General features: G+C 69.6%; 6 protein-coding genes. All 6 read right to left on the bottom strand.

Features of this window, described 5'->3' with window-relative positions; translation table 11 throughout:
• A partial coding sequence (gene xerC / locus ACFW2Y_RS34840; RefSeq protein ID WP_384887470.1) for a tyrosine recombinase XerC occupies window positions 1–1,149 on the bottom strand: 1,149 nt, incomplete at its 3' end.
• Complete coding sequence (locus tag ACFW2Y_RS34835; RefSeq protein WP_384887468.1) at window positions 1,149–1,346, bottom strand: helix-turn-helix domain-containing protein; 198 nt, start codon at window positions 1,344–1,346, stop codon at window positions 1,149–1,151. The genes xerC and ACFW2Y_RS34835, both read right to left, overlap by 1 nt.
• A gap of 221 nt (window positions 1,347–1,567) precedes the next feature.
• Entirely contained in the window at window positions 1,568–2,731 is a 1,164-nt protein-coding gene (locus tag ACFW2Y_RS34830; protein ID WP_384887465.1) for a DUF3631 domain-containing protein, read from the bottom strand.
• A gap of 191 nt (window positions 2,732–2,922) precedes the next feature.
• Window positions 2,923–3,876 (bottom strand): bifunctional DNA primase/polymerase, encoded by a 954-nt coding sequence (locus ACFW2Y_RS34825; RefSeq protein ID WP_384887462.1) that lies wholly within the window; start codon window positions 3,874–3,876, stop codon window positions 2,923–2,925.
• Window positions 3,877–3,960: 84 nt separating this feature from the next.
• Window positions 3,961–4,320 carry a hypothetical protein gene (locus tag ACFW2Y_RS34820; RefSeq protein ID WP_384887460.1) on the bottom strand — a complete coding sequence of 120 codons (360 nt, stop codon included), beginning with the start codon at window positions 4,318–4,320 and terminating at the stop codon, window positions 3,961–3,963.
• 10 nt (window positions 4,321–4,330) lie between these two features.
• Window positions 4,331–4,522, bottom strand: a complete 192-nt coding sequence (locus ACFW2Y_RS34815) for a hypothetical protein (RefSeq protein WP_384887457.1) — start codon at window positions 4,520–4,522, stop codon at window positions 4,331–4,333.
• Between the last annotated feature and the right edge of the window lie 21 nt (window positions 4,523–4,543).

Below are 4,543 nucleotides of genomic sequence, written 5' to 3'. Positions count from 1 at the left end.
CCCGTTACCGAGAGATCGGTACGGCGGGTTCGGCGAGCGGTCCGGGGAAACGGACCGGGAGCAATCCCGGCACCGCGCCCCGGGCCGACTCAACACGCGCACGCGTCGCACCTTGGCCTTCGCACACAGGACCGTGAGCATCCGGTTCAGGCTCCGGGGGTCGGTCGCCCTGCCGGTCGACGTCGTGAAGATGAGTCCGCCCGGTTGGTGATCCAGCGGCTTCCACTTCTCGCCGGCCACCTTCCGCTCCTGCTCCTGGGTCGCCCGGTGGGCGTGGAGCGCGTCCACGCACCGCTTCGGGAGCGAGACCGTACGGATGGACCGCGTCGTCTTCGGCGTGCCGAAGAGCAGCTCGCGCTTGATGCGCTGGAGGTTCCGGCGGACCCGGAGCTGTCCGGCGCTGAGGTCGACGTCCGACCACGTGAGCCCGAGGACCTCCCCGCGGCGCAGGCCGGTGGAGACCATGAGCAGCCACAGGGCATAGAGCCGGTGGTCTCGCGCGGTCTTCAGGAGCAACCGAGTCTCCCCCGCGTCCAGCGGGCGAACCTCTTCACGCTTCACGGTGGGGGTCTCCACGATCTTTGCGACGTTACGGGCGATCAGTTCCTCCCGGACGGCCTGCTGAAGGGCCGACCGGAGTACGGCATGGACGTACTGCACGGTCCGGGCGGAAGGGCCACGCTTGCAGCACTTGTTCACGGCGCAGCAGTTCCGCTCGCCCTCGGGCCGGGCGGCGTCGGCCCCGCGCAGGCAGCACAGGCAGCCGTCCTTGAACGCAGCGAGGAAGAGCCGGACGTCCGTGGGGGAGAGGCGGTTGAGTCGCTTCTTCCCGAGGGCCGGCCGGATGTAGAGCCGGGACAAGCCCTCGTAGCTGTTGAGCGTCGCGGGCTTGAGTCGGGTCGGGGCGATCGTGGCTAGCCAGTAGGTGAGGTAGTCCCCGAAGGGCATCGCCGACGTGGCGGCGGGGATGCCTTGGCGGGTCTTGTTCTGCATCTCGATGAGCTTGTCGTTCACCTCGTCGCGGGTCTTGCCGTAGACGAACTTCCGCGTGCGGGTGCCATCCGGCCGGTAGACGTACGCGGCGGCCTGGTACCGGCCGTCCGTGCGCTTCGTGATGGTGCCTTCTCCGTTGGCGCGCCTCTTGGCCATCAGGCAGCCTCCTCAAGCTTGTTGCGCATGTACGTGTGCAGGGAGTCGAGCGGGATACGGCGGGCGCGGCCCTCGGTGTAGCTGGGCAGTGCGCCCGAACGGATCAGGTCGTAGACCTTGAACCGGCTGAGCTTCAGTGCGGCCATGACCTCGGGGACGGTCACGGCGATGTGGGTGGTCGGGAGCGTGGTCGTCAAGGTGTCGTCTCCTTGGCAGGTGGGAGCGTCTCGGCTCCCTCTTGGGAAGTCCGCTACATCCGCTACGCCGCTACATCGCAGGTCAGCGGGGGTGTAGGCGTAGCGGATGTGTTGGATGTAGCGGCTACATCCCGCTTCGGGGTGCTCGCGAGCCCGCCCGGGGAGTGCATTCGGGCGGGCTCGGCGGAGTGGGGGTGTAGCCGCTACATCGGGTGTTGCCGCTACACGGACAGGGGGTCTGAGCTGGGCTGTAGCGGCGTAGCGGATGTAGCGCTGGTTTGCGGGACGGGCGGACAGTAGCGCGTCCAGGCGTCGTGGAGGTCTTCGGCGTAGTAGCCCTTGAGGATGCCGCCGGCGGTGCGGATGTTGCGGGAGACGATGGGTTCGTCCTTGGCGGTGCGGTACTCCTTGAGCATCTTGGACAGGCGGCGGGAGTCGAGCGGTTTGCCGTCGACGTCTGCCCAGGGGGCGTCTTCCAGGGCGTTGAGCCGGTCGAGGACGGAGATGGTGGGCAGCTTGTCCACACCGATGAGGACGTGGTCGCGCAGGTCGGTGAGGAGCCGGATGCCGATGGATGCCTTGTCGTCGGCCTGGGATGCCTGGACCAGTTCGACGCAGGCAGCGCGGGCGCGCTCGGGCCAGTTGCCGCCTGCGGCGTCAGCGACGGCGAGGAGCGGCTCCCATACATCGGCGGGGCGGTCGGTGATGCCCTCGGGCATCTCGGGCCATGCTCCTTGGACCTTGTCGCGTACTTGGTCGGCCCAGGCGGCGAGGCGGTCGCGGATGGCGTTGCCCTGCTTCTCGTGGGTGCCGAGCCGGTAGGGCTCGACGGTCTCGTTGGGGGCACGGCGCCGCATGCGGATGATGACGGAGCGGGTGAGGATCGTGTCGGGCAGGGAGCCGAGCCCGGCCATGGCCACGGCGCAGTAGGACGGGAAGCCCTGCACGGTCTGGTTGGCGCCGTCGCCTACGCACCGGTACATCAGGCGCCCGCGTCGGTGTCCGGCGTTGAGGAAGCCGCGGAGCTGTTCGTTCTCTCCGGCTTTGGGGCCAAAGACGGTGTCGATCTCGTCGTAGAGGATCGTGGGCCGTTCACCCTCGATGCCGGCCACGGACCTAAAGAGCGCGGACGGGGAGGCGTCCACGGCGGCCATCTTGTTCGGCACCAGGGTCTCCATGACCTCCAGGGCGCGGGACTTGCCGGAGCCAGGCTCCGGGGAGAGGAACGCGATCCTGGGAGTGGAGTCGAAGGCGTCGAGGAGGTGTGCGTGCGCGTCCCAGAGCGCGACGGCGACGTAGGCGCCCTCCCGCGGGAAGATGTTGAAGCGGCGGTGGAAGGCTTCCACCTCGTCGAGCAGGGCGGCGCCGTCGATCGTCTCGGGCATGGGGGTGTCCCTCCGGGCAGGGGCGGGAGTGTGGTCGGGGTGGTCGGCCGGGTGCGGGTCAGAGCCAGAAGGGACGCCTTCGGCGACGACCATTGGGGCGCCCACGGTGTCCGGCGGCGAGGCCGGTGCGGCGTCTGTGGGCCGGTGGCTGGTGAGGGTGGGGCTTTTCAAGGAGGGGGGTTCGGGGCGGGTCATGCGGCGGCCTGCCGGGGGCGGGCGGTGCGGATGGACCAGTCCAGGGCGCTGCGGATCGTGGTGCGGCACTCGGCCGCGGACAGTCCGGAGGTCTCCCCCGCCGCTTGAAAAGCCTCTTCGGCCACGTGGCGGGGGATGTCGCCCCACGCGACGAACCGTCCCACCGCCCTTACGGACGCGAGTAACTGGGCGTTCCTGCCGCCCTCCTGGGTGGAGCGGACGGTGGCACTCTCGCGTTCCAGGGCCACCTCGGCGGCGCGGGTCCCACCGCCGAGGGCGACGAACGAGGCCGGGGCGTGGGGGGTCTTACGCGGTGTGGTGAGCGCGGTGTGGATCCAGTTGGGCAACTCGACGGGTGGGTGGTCGTCGAGGGTCTCGTACGCGCCGTTGGGGGTGGTGGAGCCGGGGGCGACGACGTATCCGCCCCAGCCGCGGGTGTCGATGTGCTTGCCCAGATGTCCGGCGGTGTTGCCGAGTCGGGCGTCCTGGGGTTGGGTGAAGTACAGGTGCATCCCGCCGCTCGGAGTCCGGACCCGGTGGGTGTGGGGGACGGCCTGTCCGGCGCGCTCGCAGAGCGCCTCAAAAGAAGTGACGCCGTCAGGCGTTCCCTTCTCGTCGTTGTCTTTGAGCGTGTCCAGGTCGACCACGAGCAGGCCGCTCGGTCCGGTGGCGATGCCGATGTTGTACGGGGCGTGGGTCCACGCGGCGGCGAGGAGGTCGGGGTCGGTGGTGGCGCGCTGCTCGGGGGTCTTGTGTCCGGTCGCGCAGCGGCCGGTGCCGGGGCAGTTCCGCTCCGGGTGGCCGGCGGGTCGCTTGTCGCGGGGTCGGAGCGGGAAGACGTGCCACCCGTGCTCGGCTGCCGCGACGGCGTGAGCGAGGAGGTCCAGGCCCGGCAGGTCGATGGACAGCGGGGCGCTGTCCTCTCGCCGGGCGGGGAGTGGTTGGGTCATGCTGGGTATCTCCAGTCCGTTAGTGGCGTGCTGGATTGAGGGCGGCCCCGGACTTTGGCGAGACGGGGGCCGCCCTTGTTGCTGTCATGCGGCGAACAGGTCGTGTTGGTCCTGCTGGGGACCTTCGAACTGTCGGGGGCCGGAGTGCAGGGTGTTGGTGGTGACGACCTGGCCAAGGATGGGGGCGCGTTTGTCGGTGATGGGGCCGTCGTTGTGGAACCGCCAGGTGCCCACGTCGTGTTGAGGGCGGTCCTTGGCGGGTCGGGTATAGCGGCGGGGCTCGCCCGGGTGGGCGGCGTTCCATGCCTCGGCACACACCTTGTGCACGGGCTCTTTGCTGTGGGACCTCATCGGGGTGGGCCTGCCGCACAGGCAGCAGGGCCGGTCCCGGGTGTGGTCGAAGTGGCTGCTGTCGCTCCAGTCCAGGCACGGCACCCGCTCCACAACCCCACCCCTACCGCTGGTCGGCCGAGGCGAGCAGGGCGAGCGCGGTAGCGAGGTGTCCGCCGGCGGGCCGCTTGTCGCGGGGGCGGAAGGGGAAGGCGTGCCAGCCGTGTTCTGTGGCGGCGACGTGAGCTGTACTGAGATTTGTGGAGTCCCTGATGCCAGGGTTACGGTCCTGGCGAAGGAGATCCACCAGCACCATGGCAGCACCCCGTAAATATCC

It is taken from the genome of Streptomyces sp. NPDC058877 (assembly GCF_042742855.1).
Lineage (GTDB): Bacteria > Actinomycetota > Actinomycetes > Streptomycetales > Streptomycetaceae > Streptomyces.
The sequence above is the reverse complement of the archived record's forward strand: the minus strand, read 5'-3'. Positions and strand labels throughout refer to the sequence as shown.

Coding starts and splice junctions, on each gene's coding strand:
- ACFW2Y_RS34815 (WP_384887457.1), bottom strand. CDS start 4,522: ATGGTGCTGGTGGATCTCCTTCGCCAGGACCGTAACCCTGGCATCAGG.
- ACFW2Y_RS34825 (WP_384887462.1), bottom strand. CDS start 3,876: ATGACCCAACCACTCCCCGCCCGGCGAGAGGACAGCGCCCCGCTGTCC.
- ACFW2Y_RS34830 (WP_384887465.1), bottom strand. CDS start 2,731: ATGCCCGAGACGATCGACGGCGCCGCCCTGCTCGACGAGGTGGAAGCC.